At 63.0% G+C, this 15,990-nt stretch carries 19 protein-coding genes; 11 read left to right on the forward strand and 8 right to left on the reverse strand.

Annotated features, from left to right (window positions below):
• Positions 1-37 precede the first annotated feature (37 nt).
• Positions 38-427: a PRC-barrel domain-containing protein gene (locus V5279_RS03275; protein WP_338695067.1), complete on the reverse strand. Its 390-nt coding sequence runs from the start codon at positions 425-427 to the stop codon at positions 38-40.
• A 1,403-nt stretch (positions 428-1,830) separates the two neighbouring features.
• Positions 1,831-3,231 carry a TAXI family TRAP transporter solute-binding subunit gene (locus tag V5279_RS03280; protein ID WP_338695069.1) on the reverse strand — a complete coding sequence of 467 codons (1,401 nt, stop codon included), beginning with the start codon at positions 3,229-3,231 and terminating at the stop codon, positions 1,831-1,833.
• A 435-nt stretch (positions 3,232-3,666) separates the two neighbouring features.
• On the opposite strand from V5279_RS03280, the gene V5279_RS03285 reads away from it, so the two are divergent.
• Positions 3,667-4,020, forward strand: a complete 354-nt coding sequence (locus V5279_RS03285) for a DUF3307 domain-containing protein (RefSeq protein WP_083991990.1) — start codon at positions 3,667-3,669, stop codon at positions 4,018-4,020.
• 170 nt (positions 4,021-4,190) lie between these two features.
• Positions 4,191-4,592 carry a hypothetical protein gene (locus V5279_RS03290; RefSeq protein WP_338695075.1) on the forward strand — a complete coding sequence of 134 codons (402 nt, stop codon included), beginning with the start codon at positions 4,191-4,193 and terminating at the stop codon, positions 4,590-4,592.
• A gap of 9 nt (positions 4,593-4,601) precedes the next feature.
• Here the strand turns inward: V5279_RS03290 and V5279_RS03295 are convergent, their stop codons facing one another.
• Both V5279_RS03295 and V5279_RS03300 read right to left on the reverse strand, forming a co-directional pair.
• Positions 4,602-4,937 carry a YkgJ family cysteine cluster protein gene (locus tag V5279_RS03295; RefSeq protein WP_338695076.1) on the reverse strand — a complete coding sequence of 112 codons (336 nt, stop codon included), beginning with the start codon at positions 4,935-4,937 and terminating at the stop codon, positions 4,602-4,604.
• Positions 4,937-5,635, reverse strand: coding sequence for a helix-turn-helix transcriptional regulator (locus tag V5279_RS03300; protein WP_029077927.1), 699 nt, complete (start codon positions 5,633-5,635; stop codon positions 4,937-4,939). The genes V5279_RS03295 and V5279_RS03300 overlap by 1 nt, the downstream gene beginning before the upstream one ends.
• Before the next feature lie 205 nt (positions 5,636-5,840).
• Between V5279_RS03300 and V5279_RS03305 the strand changes: the two genes are divergently transcribed.
• The gene (locus V5279_RS03305) at positions 5,841-6,074 is read left to right on the forward strand and encodes a hypothetical protein (protein ID WP_029077926.1); all 234 of its coding nucleotides are present in this window, start codon (positions 5,841-5,843) and stop codon (positions 6,072-6,074) included.
• Positions 6,075-6,138: 64 nt separating this feature from the next.
• Positions 6,139-6,870: a glutathione S-transferase family protein gene (locus tag V5279_RS03310; RefSeq protein ID WP_166211445.1), complete on the forward strand. Its 732-nt coding sequence runs from the start codon at positions 6,139-6,141 to the stop codon at positions 6,868-6,870.
• On the opposite strand, the gene V5279_RS03315 is transcribed toward V5279_RS03310, so the two are convergent.
• Positions 6,867-7,502, reverse strand: coding sequence for a pyridoxamine 5'-phosphate oxidase family protein (locus tag V5279_RS03315; protein WP_338695083.1), 636 nt, complete (start codon positions 7,500-7,502; stop codon positions 6,867-6,869). The two genes, V5279_RS03310 and V5279_RS03315, sit on opposite strands and share 4 nt — an antisense overlap.
• Before the next feature lie 119 nt (positions 7,503-7,621).
• Between V5279_RS03315 and V5279_RS03320 the strand changes: the two genes are divergently transcribed.
• On the forward strand, positions 7,622-8,515 hold the full coding sequence (locus V5279_RS03320; protein ID WP_338695084.1) for a LysR family transcriptional regulator: 894 nt from the start codon (positions 7,622-7,624) through the stop codon (positions 8,513-8,515).
• Positions 8,516-8,532: 17 nt separating this feature from the next.
• Here V5279_RS03320 and V5279_RS03325 read toward each other — a convergent pair whose 3' ends face one another.
• The 3 genes from V5279_RS03325 to pobA all read right to left on the reverse strand — a co-directional run bounded on the left by V5279_RS03325 (position 8,533) and on the right by pobA (position 11,074).
• A complete protein-coding gene (locus tag V5279_RS03325) occupies positions 8,533-9,024 on the reverse strand; it encodes a hypothetical protein (protein ID WP_338695086.1) in 492 nt (163 codons plus the stop codon).
• Between the two features lie 138 nt (positions 9,025-9,162).
• Entirely contained in the window at positions 9,163-9,618 is a 456-nt protein-coding gene (locus V5279_RS03330) for a PaaI family thioesterase (RefSeq protein ID WP_338695088.1), read from the reverse strand.
• Positions 9,619-9,904: 286 nt separating this feature from the next.
• Complete coding sequence (gene pobA, locus V5279_RS03335) at positions 9,905-11,074, reverse strand: 4-hydroxybenzoate 3-monooxygenase (RefSeq protein WP_338695090.1); 1,170 nt, start codon at positions 11,072-11,074, stop codon at positions 9,905-9,907.
• A gap of 280 nt (positions 11,075-11,354) precedes the next feature.
• On the opposite strand from pobA, the gene V5279_RS03340 reads away from it, so the two are divergent.
• From V5279_RS03340 to V5279_RS03365, 6 genes are all read left to right on the forward strand, one after another.
• Positions 11,355-12,377: a TRAP transporter substrate-binding protein gene (locus V5279_RS03340; protein WP_338695092.1), complete on the forward strand. Its 1,023-nt coding sequence runs from the start codon at positions 11,355-11,357 to the stop codon at positions 12,375-12,377.
• A gap of 203 nt (positions 12,378-12,580) precedes the next feature.
• The gene (locus V5279_RS03345) at positions 12,581-13,090 is read left to right on the forward strand and encodes a TRAP transporter small permease (protein WP_029077919.1); all 510 of its coding nucleotides are present in this window, start codon (positions 12,581-12,583) and stop codon (positions 13,088-13,090) included.
• A gap of 18 nt (positions 13,091-13,108) precedes the next feature.
• Positions 13,109-14,413 (forward strand): TRAP transporter permease, encoded by a 1,305-nt coding sequence (locus tag V5279_RS03350; protein ID WP_338701828.1) that lies wholly within the window; start codon positions 13,109-13,111, stop codon positions 14,411-14,413.
• A gap of 4 nt (positions 14,414-14,417) precedes the next feature.
• Entirely contained in the window at positions 14,418-14,879 is a 462-nt protein-coding gene (locus tag V5279_RS03355) for a DUF3237 domain-containing protein (RefSeq protein WP_338695094.1), read from the forward strand.
• Positions 14,880-15,083: 204 nt separating this feature from the next.
• Positions 15,084-15,344: a BrnT family toxin gene (locus tag V5279_RS03360; protein ID WP_338695096.1), complete on the forward strand. Its 261-nt coding sequence runs from the start codon at positions 15,084-15,086 to the stop codon at positions 15,342-15,344.
• Complete coding sequence (locus tag V5279_RS03365; RefSeq protein ID WP_338695098.1) at positions 15,325-15,606, forward strand: BrnA antitoxin family protein; 282 nt, start codon at positions 15,325-15,327, stop codon at positions 15,604-15,606. The genes V5279_RS03360 and V5279_RS03365 overlap by 20 nt, the downstream gene beginning before the upstream one ends.
• Positions 15,607-15,990: the final 384 nt, after the last annotated feature.

Genomic DNA, 15,990 nt, shown 5'->3' on the forward strand with positions numbered 1-15,990 from the left:
TCCCGCGGGCGGCGTCAGATCCTTGCGCCGGGACCGGCTACTTGCCTTCCGGGACCCAGGTCGTGCTCGCCTTGTCGTATTTGAAACCCGGGGCGGTCTTCAAACCGTCCTTGGACTCGTTCAGGGTCAGCCACCATTTGTTGTCCTTCTTCGCCGTCTTGACGGCGGTGAATGGAACGATGACGTCCTTCTCTCCCGCACCGAGAAAGCCGCCGACGCCGATCACCAGACCGTTGACCTTGCCGGACTTGTCGACGAGCACATCATCGATGTCGCCGATCTTGTTTTGCTGCGGATCGTACACCGACTGCTTGTAATAGTTGGTCACGGTCCAACTCTCAGCGGGCGCGGCCGACATGGTCTCCGCGGCATGCGCCGCTGTCATCATTCCAGCCGCAACGATGCATCCTGCAATCAACTTGTTCATTTTCTTCTCCTCCATATGAGGCATTTGTAACCTCACGCCTTTGAAGAAGTTCCTGTTCAGTGGAGTTGCTGGACGTTCTTCGGCTTGTTGCCGACGAACGACCATGCCTCATCAAGTTCTAGGCGTTCGGTGCGGATGCCGACGCCTTCGCAAAGCGCGGCAATGACTCAGGAGGTCTCCAACCTCCCCGAGGCGACGGTCACGATTACCTTTCCGAAGCAGCTTTCCATGGGAGAGCGACCAGGACGTGGAGGATCAACTGAGTTTGCTTTTGCGTCGCGTTAAGCGACCGGCGAACAAGGACGATGAGGCCGTCAACTGAGGCAGCCTTTCAGGCATCCCATGATCGACCGTGTGCCGCGCGCAGTGCTGTTGTTGCTGGCGCTAACGCTAGGTGGCCGCTTGCGCGGTGATCTTGTGAAGCAAGCCAACTGAGCTGACGCTCAAGCGCACAACGCGACCAAGCTGTATAAGACTTGGCGGCGCTGGCACTTAAACTGGAAACTGCAATCCTCCAGTATGAGGGATACGTTTGGGCGCGCAAAACGTTGCTATGCGTGGCGGCTCGACGCGCAAGTCGTTGGTTGGTCTCTACTGGGGAGGTCGAAGCTCGGTGGATCGCAGCCACTCGCTCATATGCGATCCGGTCTCAGCCTGTCTGGCCTTCTTCAAAAGGGCTTCCCGATCAGGCCCGGGTGTGAGCGCGTGAGCTTGCCGGCGCAGGAGTTGCGCCTCGTCAGCCAAACGTTCTTCCAGCGATTGTGTTTGCTTGAAACGACGCCGTTGCATGGCGCGCTCCTTTCCATATGAGGAAGGCGGGAGCGCAACCAGGCGGTCTCGTCACCGATAGTAGCCACGAGCGGGGCGGTGATAGCGATATCAAGCATCATTAATGCCCTTGGTTCTGTCCACTAGTGTACACAGCGGCGGAAATAGTTTCGGCCGCAAACCGGAAGGACAGATGGCGAGCTATGGGAATTTATGTGCCCAGAACTGAATAGGCTTCTCAGTAGTCCTGCCGAGAACATCGACCAAGCCTTGGTTTCTGTTCGCTTAAAGCAAAGCAGGTCACTCCCAAATTCAACCCATCGCGCGCGGAAAGCCGGAGTGTTTCCGGTTACACCTGTGGTCCTACCCCCGAGCTTTCTACCCATTGCTCGGGGCCCATGGGTGCGATCGGCACCCGGCTTTCCCTGCGCCCTCTGCGAAGAGGAGAGGGCGGAACGAGATGCAAAGCTCGGACGATTCATGTCGCGAGAAGGCGAAGCTGTGTCTCCACCCACACTGTCGTCGCCCGGCTCGACCGGGCGATCCAGTACGCCGCGGCCTCTCGGGTCAAGCAACGGCGTCTCTGGAATACTGGATCACCCGCATGCGCGGGTGATGACACCGAACAAGTTGCCTCACCCGCTCGCCGCCTTCACTACCACGATATTTTCATCCGGTGCCGCCGGGTGGCGCTTGAGATGATCGCGGCGCAGTGCGATCTCGTCGCGGACCAGCTCGTAGCCGAGCTTGAAGGTGTCGAGCCCGTCGCCGGACACGGTGCCGTCGCGCAAGCCGATCACCGCACCGCGCAGGATCGCCTCGAGCTCGTCCTGCAATTCGTCGAGATGTTCGGCGCAGGTGGTGTGCTCGACGCGCTCGCCGATGTCGAGGATCCGGCCCGCCAGCTCGCTCGCCTTCGCCGGCGCGACGCGGGTGATCTTGGTGTAGATCGCGGCGAAGATCGAGCCGATGATGCTGAGCGCGGCGGCGCCGAGATACATCACGTCGCTGTAGCGATCCATGAACGACTTGGTGTCGTCGTTGATGTACTCGGCGGCGCCCTGATGGGCGACGATGAAGGCGTCCTTGTCGGTCTCCGCCGGCTCGATCTTGGAGGCGAAGCCGTCGTCGAGCGCCAGCTCGGACTTGTTCTCATAGACGATGCGCGCGAGCTCGGCGGCCGTCGTCGTGGACATCCAGGATTGCGCGACCAGGAGCCATTCCAGTCCGATGGTGTCGACGTCGTCATCGGGGATCGCCGGCGAGGACGACAGCATGCCGGTCGAGACCGTCTCCTCCGAGATCGCCGGGTATTTGCGCGCCAGCGCCTTGGCCGCGTCGATCGCGTTCAACGTGAAGCCGCCGGAGCGCTTGGCGTATTGCTCGTAGGTCTTGTCCTTTATGATCTTCGAGGCATGCTCGATCGCGACCACGGCGGAAAAGCCGGAAGCGAACAGTTTGTCGAACGGGGTGTTCGGCGGCGCCTGCTGCACCCGCTGCGCAGCATCCGGGCTGTCGGAAATCTCCAGCGCGCTGCGGACGAAATTGACGCTGTTCTCGCCGTCGCCGACCACGGCGATCTTCTTCTTCTTGAGCTCGGCGAGCGACTTGATCTTCTTGCCGCCGGGGCTGAGCACCAGCACCACGTCATGTTCGAGGATCGCAATCGCGCGGGCGCGCGGCGGCACTTTTGCATCGGTGCGCAGGATGGCAAGCGCGGCGTCGCGGCGATCGAACTGCGCCAGCGCCTTGGCGTTGTCGGGGTTCGGCGCGATCTTCAGCCGCAGCCGCGACGAATTGGTCGTCAGCACGGTGGCGAGACGTGCCGCGAACTTGGCCTCCGGGCCCTTGGCATCGCCGACCGCGAACACCAGCGTCTCGGAATTGCGCAGCCAGACCCGGCCGCCGACCACCGTGATCGCGCTCAAGAACAGCGTCAGCAGGGTGAAGACGATGATCTGCGCGCGGTTGCTCTTGGCGACCGGGGGACGCGGCCGCGGCGGCATTGGCGAAGGCGAGGGGGCTTCGGCACTCATGGCTGATCACCTGGCTCATCACCCGCCCGGGGCTGCGCTTGACGGCCCTCGGCCGCAACCGGATCGGCGCGGCGCTGCCCGGTGAATCCGTAAATGACTATAAAAGAAAGAAAATTTCCTGCATCCTGACGATATACCTCCCGGGCGGGAATGCAAACCGGCGAGCCGCCGTAACCTTAACCTCGGCTGCCCCGCGTTGCGTTGCCGCATGACCATCGCCACTATCGACGCCGGGAGGAGGATGTGATTTTCGCAGCAACCGCTGGTGCATTCCGCCGCCGGAGATGTCATAAATGAGACAAGCTTCGGTTCGCGGAATTGTGCTGACGGCCTGACCCGGATTTCCTGCAATCACTTTCATCGAAGTAAAAGGGCGTCAGCTTGTTGTTTCCTGCCATGTCATCGTCGGTGTCGGTTGGTGCCCTGGTGGGATGGATGTTGCTTCTCACCGCGAAGCACATCATCGCCGACTTCATGCTGCAGAACGCCTGGATGGCGATCGGCAAGGACCAGAAGACCGGCTGGGCGATGCCGCTGCTCGCGCATTGCCTGGTGCATCTGGCGGTCGCGCTGGCGCTGATCCTGGTGGTGGCGCCGCGGTTCTGGTACGTCGCCTTCGTCGACTTCGTGATCCACATCATCGTCGATCGGTGCAAGGGAATCTGCGCCTCGCATTTCGGTGTGACGCTGGAGTCAGGCCATCCCTGGTTCTGGACCCTGATCGGGGTCGACCAGGCGCTCCACCACCTCACCGGCTTCGCACTGTCGATCTACATGGCCGCGAACTGAGCGGCTCCCGGACCTCTCTTCTCTCGATTCGAATCACTGACCATCCGCCCGCTTCGGCGCGGATGTGATTCGCGTGCAACGGGCAAGGGGCCCCGGAAACGACCGGAGGCCGTGGTTAACCTTTCGTTAGAGGATTGCGCGGCATCTTCCGGATCAAGGGGGATTTGCAAATGTTTTCAAGCCGCGACGCATTCGATAACGATGCCTGCCCAGTTGCGGACGACCTGCTCGGCCAGATGTACCGCGCCAATCCCAACGGGCTTTCGCTGCTGGTCGCCAATGTCGCGCCCGACGCCAGGGCGAGGCTGGCGCTGTTCTGCTATCGCCGCAGCCATCTGCACGCACTCGCGGTCGCGATTGCGTCGAGCTGCACCGAGCGCGAGCTGATCAATTTCGGCGGCCGCGTCGGGTCGACGCTCTACGCGCTGGCGCGTGAACCGGCCCGCGTTGCGACCGTCTCGCATGGCGGCCGCAAGCCGATCACGCTGTCGACCAAGCCGCTGTCGACATTTGCGCCTGTTGTCGATGACGAGATCGACGACGAGGAGTTCACCGCGACGGTGACGGCTTAAGCAGCGCGATCAAACCGGCTGCGCGCTCGGGATGAGCGGCAGCCCGTGCCGGCGCCGTGCCATCGCGCATTCCGCGTCGCCCGGCAAGCAGGTGCGGCACACCTCCGGCCGCGCCGCATAGACCTCGCAGCGCGTTGCCTCTCCCACCCGCCCCGACAGTGCCGAGCAGCGATCGCCGTCGCAGCGCATCCCTGACTGTCGCGTGTTGACGAACTGCGCAGGGATCAGCTCGAGCTGCGCGTCGTCCTCGACGGTAAAGCGCGGCCAGTTCTCCGAATAGCTGCAGCAGGCGCCGCAGGACTGGCAGGGGCTTGCCTCCGTCGCGTCGATCTCGCTGTCGGCCATCAGGTGTCCCTCGGCGCTTCCCACACCAGGCTGCGCCGCCAACGCGCCCTGAGCAGGTCGCGCCGCTCCGGATATTTCTCGTCGTGATAAACAGCAGTGACCACGCGATCGGTGCGGAAGCTGCGAAAATCCTTGCGCAGCTCGCACCAGGCGGCGAGCAGCCGCACCGCCTCATGATAGCCGACCGCGATCGGCCAGACCGTACGCTCCGAGTCGCGGCCATGCTCGTCGCGATAGTTCAGCGTGATCTTCTTGCCCTCGTGGATCTGGCTGCGGGTCCTGACCATGTCGATGCGGTCGGGCTCCCGGTTCCAGGCCGAGCGGGCGCGGCTCGCCGGCTCCAGCACGAATGGCCGCAGGCGGTCGGGCACGGTCTCGGCGATCTTGGCCATCAGGTCCTCGGCCGCACGCGCCAGCGCCGGATCGGCGTGACCGACCACCCATTGCGCGCCGAGCACGCAGGCCTCGATCTCGTCGGGTGTCAGCATCAAGGGCGGCAGGTCGAAGCCCTTCTCCAGGATGTAGCCCATGCCGGCCTCGCCGCGGATCGGCACCCGCTGCTCGATCAGGCTGGCGATGTCGCGATAGATCGTCCGCTTCGATGTCTCGAGCTCGGCTGCGATCGCATCCGCGGTCAAAGGCTTACGGGTGCGGCGGAGCACCTGGATGATCTGAAACAGCCGGTCGGCGCGTCTCATGGCAACTCTCTTGGCAATTCTCTGGTCGCTCTCTTCTCAGGTCTGTTCTCAGCTGTCTTGACGAGTGTCTTACAGGCGTCTCGGCAGCTCTGTTGGTCTCTCGGCGCGTCGGCTTTTCTGCGTCCCGTCCAACTGCTGCTGACAGCATGTTGGCAGCAGGTGGGGGCTATATCAGGACAACACCTCAAGTGAAGGGAATTTGTCCATGACGAATCTTGATGAACTCGGTTTCCGGCAAGCGCAGAGCTTCGCGCTGGAACAACTGGTCACGGTCTACTCCACCTCCGGCGACCTGCGCTGGGCCCTGGTTGCGCTGGTCGCACAGTCGATCGGCGCTGCCTGGTCCTACGGGCGGGCACGGCTGGTCAAGCGCGTTCGCGAGGCGGTTCGCCGCCTCGCACCGGTCGGCCCGCTCGACAGTGAATGCCACTACTGCTGACACCATGCTGGCAGCAGGGGGCCGCTAGCTTCACTTCACGACCACAGGCGATCGGGAGCTTCATATGATTACGCTTTTTGGCTTTGGCACGGGTTTCGGCCTGCCTGAAATCAGCCCCTTCGTGACCAAAACCGAGGTCCAGCTCAAGATGGCCGGGCTCGCTTACGTCAAGGAAAAGGCGATGCCGCCCGCCTCTCCCAAGGGCCAGCTGCCCTTCATCGCCGATGACGGCGAGACGATCGCCGATTCGACCTTCATCCGCGCCCATATCGAGGGCAAATACGGCTTCGATTTCGACGCGCCGCTCAGCCTGCAGGCGCGCGCTCAGGCCTGGGCCTTCGAGCGTATGATCGAGCATCACGTCTACTGGGCGCTGGTCGGCGCACGCTGGGTCGACGACACCAATTTCGCCAAGGGCCCGGCACACTTCTTCGACGGCGCGCCCGATCACATGCGCGACAAGCTGCGCGAGGACGCCCAGTTCCGCGTTGCCGAGAACTATCTGCTGAGCGGACTCGGCCGCCATGGGCCCGATGAGGACGTCGATCTCGCGCTCCGCTCGCTGTTCGCGCTGTCGGTCCAGCTCGGCGACAAGCCCTATCTGATGGGCAACGCGCCCTGCGGCACCGACGCCACCGCGTTCGGCGCGCTGGCGGGAATCCTGACACCGTTCTTCGATTCGCCGCTGCGCGAGCGTACCGAGAAGTTCGACAACCTCACCGCCTATGTCGGCCGGATGATGCAGCAATATTATCCGGAATTCGCCTGGGCGCCGCTGCAGCAGCAGGCAGCCTAGCTCGTTGCGGCGAGAGCGGGCTGGCCTTTCAGTGCGGCCAGCTCCGCCTCGAGCTCGGCAATGCGCTGGTCGCGTGAGGCGAGCGCCGTCGCCACATCGGCAGCGTCGAATCTCTGCGGAATGTGCTGCGGGCAGTTGGTGTCCCATGCCGTGACCTTGAACAGGATCACCTGTTCCGGCCGCGCCCGGTAGCCCTGCGGCATCAGCGAGCGCAGCAGTGCCGGATCGTCTTCCACCACCTGCGCCTCGCCCCAGATCTTCACGCGCTGCCGGTACGCATAGTTCATCACGAAGATATAGGCCTTCGGGTTCTCCGAGAGATTGCCCTGGGTGATGAACTGCCGGTTGCCGCTGTAATCGGCAAACGCGATGGTGTGCTTGTCGAGCACCTTGATGAAGCCCTTCGGCCCGCCGCGATGCTGGATGTAGGGCTGTCCATCGGCCGAGGCGGTCGCGAGATAGAAGCTGTTGGTGTTGGCGAGGAAGGCCCCGAGGGTTTCATCGACCTCGGTCCGCCAGCCGCCATGTTCCTCGACCTCTGCATAGGTATCGCGCGAGCCCTTGCGGGTCTGGATCGCCTTCACGGCAGGCGTGAACCCGACATCGCTCGGATAGCTGCGAACGTCTGACATCCTGAGCCTCCCGCCACGGGCGACAAAGCGGTCGTCCTCGCCCGCTAACATGGGTATTTCCGGATCGTAGGCAATCTTGTGAATTGACACTTCACTGTTGCCGATTATGCAATAGTGTCATGGACCGGATCGACGCCATGCAGGCCTTTGTCGCGGTGGCGGACCTCGAGGGTTTTGCCCCCGCCGCCCGCAAGCTCGGCCTGTCGCCCTCGGCGATCACACGGCTGATCGCGGCGCTGGAGGAGCGGCTGGGGGCGCGGCTGCTGCAGCGGACCACGCGGCAGGTGACGCTGACCGACGCCGGCTCGCGCTATCTGGAGCGGGCGCGGCGGATCCTGGCCGATGTCGAGGAGGCCGAGGACGCGGTGGAGAGCGAGCGCACCCGCCCCGAGGGCCGGCTGGTGATCTCGGCGCCGTTCGGCTTCGGGCGGCTCCATGTCAGCCCGGTCGTATCAGTCTATCTGAAGCGCTATCCCGATGTCGGTGTCGACCTGCGGCTGTCCGACCGCAGGATCAACCTCGTCGAGGACGGCGTCGACCTCGCGGTCAGGCTCGGGCACCTGCCGGATTCGACGCTGGTTGTACGGCATGTCGGCCAGATGCGCCGGATCGTGGTGGCGTCGGCCGGCTATCTGAAGCTCCGCGGCGAGCCGAAGCGGCCGGCTGATCTCATCACCCATGACACGATCCAGTTCGGTGCCATGACCGCGACGCCGGATTGGCGCTTCATGGAGGACGGGCAGGAGATTCGCATCACGCCTACGCCGCGCTTCACCAGCAACAGTTCGGACGCGGCCATCCAGTACGCCGAGCAGGATGGCGGATTGACGCGGGTGATGGCCTACCAGGCCGCCGAATCACTGAAAGCGCGGCGGCTCAGGATCGTGCTCGCCGAGTTCGAGCAGCCGGCGGTGCCGATCCACGTCGTCTATCCGACCACGCGGCTGCTGTCGGCCAAGGTGCGGACCTTCATCGATCTCGTCACCGAGATCACCGACTGGCATTTTGGTTAGCTAGCGCAAGCGGTCCGTCATTTGGCGTCCTTGTTCAGTTCGATGGTGACCTGCGACAGCCAGGAGCCGGGCGCTTCCATCACGAACGACTGGTGGCCGCCCTTGGTTCGGATCGTCACCAGCGCGGCAACCGTCTCGCCCTCGATGCGCGCCTCGATCAGTCCGTCGGAGTTGGTCCCCGAGATTTTGCCTCCCTGCCGGTACTCGCTCTCGAACCAGTTGCCCGAAAGCTGCGTTTCGTTCTGCTCGATGTTTGCAGACAGCGACATCTTGTAGGCATCGCTTGCGCATCGGAGGTCCAGGCTGATCGCCTTGCCTGGCTTGGTGACGTTGTAGGCGACCTTGCAGCGGACCTTCTCCCAGTCCCCGTTCGAGGGCTTCATCGAACCGGATCCGGACCAACCGCCTGCCAGGCTGTCCAGACTTGTCGCCGCATACGACGAGCCCGAGGTCACCAGTGCGAGGCACGCCGCGATGCCGGTTCGCACGATGGAAAATTTCCAAGACATTTGAGCCGATCTCCAAATCGCAATGCGATTGACCCTACCCGCGCCCGGTCGTGGAGATATGGCGGCGACGTTAAGAGATGTTGCGGAATTTGCCTTTCTGTTTACCGCGGCAAGCCGTGCGCTCCGCTCGAGAGCACCTCAAGTCACGGGCGCCTTCTTCGGCACCACGCGGAACGTGCCGCTGGCGCGCGCGATCGTGACGCCATCGGCCTTGATCAGGCTCTGCGCGAAGCAGATCGTGCTGCCGGCCTTGATCACATCGCTCTCGATCGCGAGCCACTGTCCGACATTGGCGGAGCCTACGAAATCGACCGCGAGCGATATCGTCACGAACGAGGTGGTCCAGCCGGTCGCCTGTCCGCAGCTATAGCCCATCGCGTTGTCGGCGAGTGCGGCGATCAGCCCGCCATGGATCAGGCCGCGGCCGTTGGTGTGCGGCCTGGCGAGCCGCAGGCCGATGATGACGGCCCGTTCGGTCTTCTTTTGGTAAAGCGGTTCCCAAGGCTCCGTGAGCGGGCTCTTGCGGAACAGCGGCTCGAAGCCTTGAGGGACGTCTTGGGGGATATCGGGGGCGACGGAAGTATTGGTGGTCATCTGAAGCTCGCATATGGCGTTGCGTGACGCCATTGAACGCGATGTCGATGACGGTTTCACCGCCTACAAAGTTTTAAACGGGATTCGCGCCTGTGTTTGAATGTGGCTCCGGCCTGTCGCCACATTTCCCGCTGTCATCGCCCGGCTTGACCGGGCGATCCAGTATTCCAGAGACCGCACGGCATGATTCGAGAAGCCGCGGCGTACTGGATACCCCGCATGCGCGGGGTATGACGCCTGAGGGTGTAACGACGAGGTTGCTCGACGAAAGAAACAGCGACCTCGTCTAGAACGGCAGCCCGACATAATTCTCCGACAGCGAGGTCGACGCTGCCTTCGAGCTGACGAGATAGTCGAGCTCGGCGATCTGGATGCGCGCGGCGAAGTCGCCCTCGTCGGGGAATTTGTGCAGCATCGAGGTCATCCACCAGGAGAAGCGCACCGCCTTCCAGACCCGCGCCAGCGCTTTCGCCGAATAACCGTCGAGACCGGCCGAGGACTTCTCGTCGTAGAATTCGCGCAGCGCCTGCGACAGATAGTGCACGTCGCTGGCCGCAAGGTTCAGGCCCTTGGCGCCGGTCGGCGGCACGATGTGCGAGGCGTCGCCGGCCAGGAACATCCGGCCGAACCGCATCGGCTCGGCCACGAAGCTGCGCAGCGGCGCGATGCTTTTTTCGATCGAGGGGCCGGTGACGATCTCGTCGGCGGCCTTCTGGTCGAGGCGCCGCTTCAATTCGTCCCAGAACCGCTCGTCCGACCATTGGTCGACATGATCGTCGAGCGGGCACTGCACGTAATAGCGGCTGCGGTGGGACGAGCGCATCGTGCACAGCGCAAAGCCGCGCTCGTGGTTGTTGTAGATCAATTCCGGCGAGACCGGCGGGGTCTCGGAAAGAATCCCGAGCCAGCCGAACGGATACACCCGCTCGTAGCTGGTGATCGCCGAAGCGGGGACGCTGGCGCGGCTGACCCCATGGAAGCCGTCGCAGCCGGCGATGAAATCGCAGGCGATTTCGTGGGCGACGCCGTCCTTGACGTAGCTGACGCGCGGATGGTCGGTGTCGAAATCATGCGGCTTGACGTCGGCGGCGGAGTAGACCGAGGTCAGTCCGGCCGCCTTGCGGGCGTTCATCAGATCGAGCGTGACCTCGGTCTGGCCGTAGATGGTCACGGTCTTGCCGGTCGCCGCATGCATGTCGATGCGGTGCCGCGCGCCGCCAAACGCCAGCTCGACGCCGTGATGGACCAGGCCCTCCTGATGCAGGCGGGTGCCGGCGCCGACCTGGTCGAGCAGGGAGACCGTGCCTTCCTCGAGCAGGCCGGCGCGAATCCGCCCCAGCACGTAGTCCGGGGTCTGCCGCTCAAGAATGACGTTGTCTATGCCGAAAGAATGAAGTAGTTGCCCAAGCAACAGTCCGGCCGGACCTGCGCCAATGATTGCTACTTTTGTCCGCAATACCTGCTCCTCCCGATACGATAGGCTGACGTCGGGCGCCCGCGCCGGGGCGTGCGCCATCCACTTGCCAAGGCAACTATATCATATAGCCGTCCTGGCAAAGGGCGTTTCGCCCGGGAAAAGTGTTCGCCGCAATGCGAGATGCACAGGGGTCGGCCCGGGGGCGGAGGTGCGACGAGGCGTCCACCATGCGGATTTCGGCTTGAATATGCGCTCGAATTAGATAACATGTTAAGTAATGAGGCGGGTACCAAGCCCGTCCTGGAGAGGAGGAGACGTGATGAGGAATAAATTGTTGGCCCTGCTGATCGCAGCGGCCGTCGTGCCGGCTGCAGCTCCCGCCGTGGCGCAGGACAAGACCGTCTATCTCAAAGTGTCGCTCTGGGTGCCGCCGGCGCATCCGCTGGTGCCGGCGACGCAGGCCTGGGCCGCCGATATCGACAAGGCGTCGGGCGGCACCATCAAGGTCACCGTGTTCCCCTCCGAGCAGCTCGGCAAGGCGTTCGACCATTACGACATGGCGCGCGACGGCATCGCCGATGTCACCTATGTCAATCCCGGCTATCAGCCCGGCCGCTTCCCGATCGCGGCTGCCGGCCAGCTTCCATTCGTGTTCTCCGACGGCAAGAAGGGCACCCTGGCGCTGAACGAGTGGTACCACAAATACGCGCCGACCGAGATGAAGGACACCAAGCTGTGCTTCGCCTTCATCCACGATCCGGGCGCGCTCCACGGCAAGAAGAAGATTTTGCTGCCGAGCGATCTCTCTGGCGTGAAGGTGCGTCCGGCGCAGAGCACGATCGGCGAGATGGTCAAGATGTTCGGTGGCACCAATGTGCAGGCCTCCGCGCCGGAATCGCGCGATGCGATCGAGCGCGGCGTGGCCGACGAGATCACCTTCCCCTGGGGCTCGATCTTCCTGTTCGGCATCGACAAGGTGGTGAAGTACCACATGGACGTGCCGCTCTATTCGACGGTGTTCACCTACAACATGAGCCTCGCCAAGTATAATTCGATGTCGGACGCCCAGAAGAAGGTGATCGACGATCACTGCTCGCCGGAATGGGCCTCCAAGGTCACCGACCCCTGGACCGATTTCGAAGCCAATGGCCGCACCAAGATGAAGGCGCTGGAAGGCCATGAGGTCTATCCGCTGACATCAGATCAGCTCGCCGAGTGGAAGAAGGCGGTCAAGCCGCTGCGCGACAGCTGGGCCGAGGCCGTGAAGAAGGCCGGCGGCGATGCGGAAAAGATCGATGCCGATCTGCAGGCCACGCTGAAGAAGTACGAGGCGGGGATCTGATCTCGTCATTCCGGGGCGCGCGTCAGCGCGAACTATGGTGCGCTGTTGCGCACCTGAGAATCTCGCGCCACAACCTCTAGATTCCGGGTTCGCTCGCCTTGTGAGCGCCCCGGAATGACCGTCCCTGACAGCGATCGTCCGACATCATGGCTGCCAACTCCGAAGTGACCCAAGACGGCGCGATCACCGGTCCACCCGAACCGGTGCGCAAGAACTTCATGGACCGCTTCATCGATTCGATCGAATGGGTGGCGGCCTTCTTCGTCGGCGTCGTCGCGCTCAACACCTTCACTGCCGTGTTCATGCGCAAGTTCTTCTCGGTGACGATCCCCGACTACTACAATTTCGGCCAGTTCCTGCTCGGCATCCTGATTTTCTGGGGCATTGCGGCGACGAGCTATCGCGGCACCCACATCACCGTGGATCTGGTCTGGGCCAATGCCTCGCCGCGCTACCAGCGCTGGATCGACATCTTCGCGACGCTGGTGCTGCTGTTCGTGGTGACGGTGCAGACCTACACGTTGATCGACAAGGTGATCGACACCAAGAACGGCCACATCGTCACCATGGACCTCGGCGTGCCGATCTGGCCGTTCTTCCTGGTGTCGTGGATCGGCGACGTCTCGGCGGTGCTGCTGATCGCGATCCGCACCTACCGGCTGATCTTCCATCCGGAAGAAATCCACGATGCCAAGATCAAGACCGCGGAGTAGACGGCCATGAGTCTCGACCTGAGTCCGGAGACTGTCGCCGTCATCGGCTTTGTCAGCCTGTTCGCGCTGATGCTGCTCCGCGTGCCCGTCGGCATGGCGATGGGCCTCGTCGGCATCACCGGCTTCGGCTATCTCACCGGCCTCGCGCCGGCGCTGAAGCTGATCGGCCAGACCACGATGCGCACGGTGACGGATTATTCCTTCGGCGTGATCCCGATGTTCCTGCTGATGGGTGCCTTCGTGTCCGTTTCCGGCATCAGCCGCGAGCTGTTCCGCGCCGCCAACACCTTTGTCGGCCACTGGAAGGGCGGGCTCGGCATCGCCACCATCGCGGCCTGCGGCGGCTTTGCCGCGATCTCCGGCTCGTCGGTCGCGACCGCCGCGACCTTCTCGGCGGTGGCCTATCCGGAGATGCGCCGCTTCGGCTATCCGCAATCGTTCTCCACCGGTGTGATCGCGGTCGGCGGCACGCTGGGGGCGATGCTGCCGCCGTCCACCGTGCTCGCGGTCTACGGCATCATCACCCAGCAGGACATCGGCAAGCTGTTCATCGCGGGCGTGGTGCCCGGCCTGCTCGCGATCCTGATGCACATGATCACGATCGGCATCATCGGCGTGACGCGGCCGGGTTTCCTGCCGGCGGGCAAGAAGGCGTCGTGGCATGAACGCTTCGTCGCGCTGCGCGACGTCTGGTCGCCGTTGCTGCTGTTCCTGTTCGTGATCGGCGGCCTCTATGGCGGCTTCTTCATCCCGACCGAAGCCGGCGCGGTCGGCGCCGTCGGCGCCTTCATCATCGGCATCTTCCGCGGCAAGCTGACCAAGGACGGCATCCTGCAATCGCTGCTGCAGGCGACGCGCACCGCGGCAGCCGTGTTCACCGTGCTAATCGGCGCGCTCTGCTTCGGCTATTTCCTCACCATCACCCAGACACCGCAGAACGTCACCGCCTTCCTCACCGGGCTCGGCATCGGCCCCTATGGCGTGCTGGCGCTGATCCTCCTGATGTATCTGGTGCTGGGCTGCCTGATGGACGCGATGGCGATGGTGATCCTCACCGTGCCGATCGTGTTTCCGGTGGTGACCGCGCTCGGCTTCGATCCGATCTGGTTCGGCATCATCATCGTCATGACCGTCGAGCTCGGCCTGATCCATCCGCCGGTCGGCATGAACGTGTTCGTGATCAAGAGCGTGATCAAGGACGTCAACATGTCGACGATCTTCGTCGGCGTGCTGCCGTTCGTCATCACCGACCTGATCCGGCTGGTGATCCTGATCCTGTTCCCGCTGCTCGCGACCTGGCTGCCGCAGCGCATGATAGGTTAAACCCATGGCACCGGAGCTTCAGACCAGATACGTCTTCACCATCACCGCCCGGATCGCCGAGGTGACGTCCGCCGGCGACATCGGCACCGGCGTCCGTCGCATCATCCCGATCATCGGCGGCGAGGTGAGGGGTGAGACCGTCAACGGCAAGGTGCTCTCGTTCGGCGCCGACTTCCAGATCATCCGGCCCAACGAGCTGATCGAGCTGGAAGCGAAATATGCCTTTGAGACCGACGACGGCGCCGTCGTCTATGTCGAGAACAAGGGCATCCGCTTTGGGCCGGTCGAGCTGCTCGAGAGGCTCAAGCGCGGCGAGCCTGTTGACCCGAAGCTGATCTATTTCCGCACCGTGCCGAAATTCGAAACCGGCGCCAAAAAGTACCGCTGGCTGATGGAGCATATCTTCATCGGCTCTGCCGCCCGCCACGCCGACCGCGTCGTGATCGACGTGCATCAGGTGCTGTAGGCGGGCGCGCGTGAGGAGAGTACGAGCGGAAGGGTTCCCTTCTCTTGCGGGCCACGCAAGGGCAGGGAGCATGGCTGATGCGCTCACCTCACTCGCCGAGCTGATGCAACCATCGCTGCCGCGCCGGGCAAAGTGCGTCCCAAGCAATATCGAGAGCGTGAGCAGGCCTTGACGTCGGACTATTTTGTATCTACAAAATAGTCCGTGAGGATCATTTGGGACGAACCAAAGCGGCTCGCCAATCTCGACAAGCACGGGATGGATTTCGCCGATCTCAACGAGAAATTCTTCGATACCGCTATCGTTTTGCAAGCCAAGCGAGATCGATATCGCGCAATCGGCGTGAACATTCGCGGCGTCGTTTCTGTGATCTTCGCGGTATACGGCAAGGAGGCCGTCAGCATCATCAGCATGCGCCACGCCAGCAAACCAGAAAGGGAGCTCTATGAAGCGAACCGTCGCTAAGAAGCGCTATACGGCCAGCGATATGCGTGCTGTAAGCGATAACCCGGAATGGACTAAGCGCGACTTTGAAGAGGCAAAGGCCTTCGACGAGGTCTTCCCAACGATGCGCAAGGGCCGCGGCCCCAATAAGGCACCGACGAAGAAGCTGGTTTCGCTACGGCTCAGCCCCGTTGTCTTAGATCATTTCAAGGCCGGCGGCCCCAATTGGCAGAGCAGAATTGACGCAGCGCTTGTGAAGATCGTCAAGCGAAAGGCCGGCTAGGAGACGTACTTTGGTCGGCGCTGCAATCGCGGTGAGATAATTTCTTATTTTCAGAATTATCTCTTGACGCGCACCCCAACTCAGCGATCTAATGCCGCCGTCTCACCCGATTGAGGGGCGTTGCGCACGTCACGAACGCGCGGTGGGATGCGGTGGATGCTGATTGTGCGACTGACGAGTGCGCATGAGGCGGACGGTGAAGTCGTGTGGTCCTGACGCCCTAGCGGCCGGTGTCCCTCGCGAAACGCGAAGCGTTTTACGAAGGCGGTGACAAGCAAGCCCAGTCTCGCCGGGGAGAGCGCGTATAAGCCGTAACCCATCGCGCAGGGAAAGCCGGGATGTTTCCGGTTACACCTGTGGTCCTACCTCCCGTGCTTTTTGTTG

It is taken from the genome of Bradyrhizobium sp. 26S5 (assembly GCF_036923295.1).
Taxonomy (GTDB): Bacteria; Pseudomonadota; Alphaproteobacteria; order Rhizobiales; family Xanthobacteraceae; genus Bradyrhizobium; species Bradyrhizobium septentrionale.

Bases quoted from the DNA above. Each gene is read 5' to 3' on its own strand.
- V5279_RS03275 (WP_338695067.1), bottom strand. From the start codon at position 427: ATGAACAAGTTGATTGCAGGATGCATCGTTGCGGCTGGAATGATGACA.
- V5279_RS03280 (WP_338695069.1), bottom strand. From the start codon at position 3,231: ATGAGTGCCGAAGCCCCCTCGCCTTCGCCAATGCCGCCGCGGCCGCGT.
- V5279_RS03285 (WP_083991990.1), top strand. From the start codon at position 3,667: ATGTTGCTTCTCACCGCGAAGCACATCATCGCCGACTTCATGCTGCAG.
- V5279_RS03290 (WP_338695075.1), top strand. From the start codon at position 4,191: ATGTTTTCAAGCCGCGACGCATTCGATAACGATGCCTGCCCAGTTGCG.
- V5279_RS03295 (WP_338695076.1), bottom strand. From the start codon at position 4,937: ATGGCCGACAGCGAGATCGACGCGACGGAGGCAAGCCCCTGCCAGTCC.
- V5279_RS03300 (WP_029077927.1), bottom strand. From the start codon at position 5,635: ATGAGACGCGCCGACCGGCTGTTTCAGATCATCCAGGTGCTCCGCCGC.
- V5279_RS03305 (WP_029077926.1), top strand. From the start codon at position 5,841: ATGACGAATCTTGATGAACTCGGTTTCCGGCAAGCGCAGAGCTTCGCG.
- V5279_RS03310 (WP_166211445.1), top strand. From the start codon at position 6,139: ATGATTACGCTTTTTGGCTTTGGCACGGGTTTCGGCCTGCCTGAAATC.
- V5279_RS03315 (WP_338695083.1), bottom strand. From the start codon at position 7,502: ATGTCAGACGTTCGCAGCTATCCGAGCGATGTCGGGTTCACGCCTGCC.
- V5279_RS03320 (WP_338695084.1), top strand. From the start codon at position 7,622: ATGGACCGGATCGACGCCATGCAGGCCTTTGTCGCGGTGGCGGACCTC.
- V5279_RS03325 (WP_338695086.1), bottom strand. From the start codon at position 9,024: ATGTCTTGGAAATTTTCCATCGTGCGAACCGGCATCGCGGCGTGCCTC.
- V5279_RS03330 (WP_338695088.1), bottom strand. From the start codon at position 9,618: ATGACCACCAATACTTCCGTCGCCCCCGATATCCCCCAAGACGTCCCT.
- V5279_RS03340 (WP_338695092.1), top strand. From the start codon at position 11,355: ATGAGGAATAAATTGTTGGCCCTGCTGATCGCAGCGGCCGTCGTGCCG.
- V5279_RS03355 (WP_338695094.1), top strand. From the start codon at position 14,418: ATGGCACCGGAGCTTCAGACCAGATACGTCTTCACCATCACCGCCCGG.
- V5279_RS03365 (WP_338695098.1), top strand. From the start codon at position 15,325: ATGAAGCGAACCGTCGCTAAGAAGCGCTATACGGCCAGCGATATGCGT.